At 63.7% G+C, this 2,097-nt stretch carries 3 protein-coding genes; all 3 read left to right on the forward strand.

The features are described from left to right. The coding region (locus GQE99_RS18365) for a hypothetical protein (RefSeq protein ID WP_161353326.1) at positions 1-286 on the forward strand (286 nt) is incomplete at its 5' end. Between the two features lie 344 nt (positions 287-630). Next, complete coding sequence (locus tag GQE99_RS18370; RefSeq protein WP_161353328.1) at positions 631-1,614, forward strand: hypothetical protein; 984 nt, start codon at positions 631-633, stop codon at positions 1,612-1,614. A gap of 126 nt (positions 1,615-1,740) precedes the next feature. Continuing rightward, a partial coding sequence (locus tag GQE99_RS18375) for a hypothetical protein (RefSeq protein WP_161353329.1) occupies positions 1,741-2,097 on the forward strand: 357 nt, incomplete at its 3' end.

The raw sequence follows: 2,097 nt of genomic DNA on the forward strand, positions 1-2,097 counted from the left end.
GTGGCGAACCCAACGCCAGGCCTTTCTCCGCGCGTTCGAGCGCCTGGCGCCTCTCATGAACGCGGAATTCCATGTCGCGTCGTGTTTCGCGGAGGATCGGCCCGTGCTCAAACGATTGGTGATAAAAGCGGTCACGGAAACCACGAAATGGGCCCCGAAGGCGCTGAAGAAGTTCCCGCCGAACCGCGGCGTGGTGATCATCGCACCAGGGGGCAAGCGCATCAAACAGCGCACGCTGGCCGAGATCGAAGCCATGCATGCCGGGCGCGTCCTGCCGCCTCCTTGAGGCCGCGACCCCCGGCGCAACCCGCAACAGGATCCTGTATCTTGGGCCCGCTACGCCATGTGACCTGCATCAGCGGTCACTTAGTCAGGTCAGGGCGCGCTCTGTGCCATGGTCTTTGGCCGTTTTCCGATCCCCACGCTTGGGACCCAGAAAACCCTTTGACCAAGGCAAGGTCCCGGTTGGATTGCCCTGCTTCGTGTTCGCGTAAAAAATATTTTTATTATTGGCAATTGCTTACAAGGTTTTTCGAGGTTTTTTCGAAATTTCCCGGCCCGATTTTTTCCGACCCGGATCCAACGTACCGATGTCCTGTTCAGCGACACCAAACAGCGTAGGAGCTGATCATGCTGAGACTTCCGATTGCAACAATGGCCGGGATCACCCCGGGGACCGAGACCCTGGTTGCCGACATGTCCCTGAAGGCCGGACTGAGCTATGCAGAATGCGTGGCCATGATTGAGCCGGGCAAGACCCCGGTCTTCGATTGCCGACTTTACCCCGATGTTATGGGACCCGCCACGGATCTGTCTCCTCAAGCGATCCTGGCGCAATTCGACGCGCTGGTCACCGTTCTTGCCCAGGCCGACGACCCAGACACCGCGCGCGCTGTTACCGAGGCCCGTGAGGCCTTCAACGATACGCACGGGCACACAGACGGCGCCGCCCGCTGCGGGCAGATCGCCATCGCGCTCGAGACCTCATTCCTGGAAGCCAAGCTTCCATTCGAGGAGAGCATGCAGCTGGCACATTTGATCGCCTGCCTCACGGATCGCGCCGTGCTGGGCGCTCGCCACGAGGCGTTCAACGGCTTCGTCGTGGATCTCGCGGACATCCAGTGGGACCCCCGCAAGCTGGCGGCAGGTCTCGTTCGGATCGGCGCCCTGCCGAAACGCGACCCACGCGCAATACTGTCCTATTCCGCCTACAAAGCCGTTCATGACCTCGACGTGCGGGCCGGGTTCGCAGAGCTTGTCATGGAAGCACAGGCGGGCATCAACTCCGCGAAATCCATTCCGGGGTCAGCCTACGGCCGCACGTCTCTCCGACGCATGATGACCGCGTTCATCGACGCGGGCGACGCCTGGCTCGACAGCCCGGAGGGCCTCGAGCTCATGCGCCACCTTGCGCGGCTCTTTGAGGCTATCGGGATGAACCTTCACATGTCCCGCAAGGCCCCGCGCGCCGCGGCTGACAGGTATCTCGCGACCGCAGCCATCATATCGCGCCAGCGGTTCCGCACGCGACGTGACCTCTGCCTCAACGCGGCCGGCTACGGCGGCCTCGATGTGCCTACCCTGCCAGCGCTCTGGGCACCGGTCGCCGGCTGAGCCGGACGTCCCCAATCCGCAAGGAACAGCCCCTCGCCTCACCACGCGGGGGTCTGCACCCAACCACTCCTCAAGGCCCACGAGGCCAGATTTCGACACAAGACCTGACCCTGAAAGGATCACCTCATGTACCTGACATCCCACCTGTCGATCCAGCGGCAGCCCTTCTGCCCCACGTTTCACAGCGTCTCGCCCAGGGACAACCTGCTCTCCGCCCTCGCCATCTTCTACAAGATGACGTTTGCCGAGGTGGCCGGCTTGGCCGCCGCCCGTTGCCTCCTCGCTGAAGACCCGGCCACACACCCCCGCGTGCAAGAGCACGGCCTGTCCTTGCACCTCGAGGACCTCCGCGGCCACACCCTCGAAGTCCTCGACGTGATCGAGCCCGCTGACTGGTCGCCCGCGACCGAGCGTCGCTTGGAAGACCTGCAACAAGCTGTCGTGGACTGGCCCGAGGCCCCCCGGCCGGCCGCGGTGGCCGGC

This window comes from Maritimibacter harenae, from assembly GCF_009882975.1.
GTDB lineage: Bacteria > Pseudomonadota > Alphaproteobacteria > Rhodobacterales > Rhodobacteraceae > Maritimibacter > Maritimibacter harenae.

Coding starts and splice junctions, on each gene's coding strand:
- GQE99_RS18370 (WP_161353328.1), top strand. CDS start 631: ATGCTGAGACTTCCGATTGCAACAATGGCCGGGATCACCCCGGGGACC.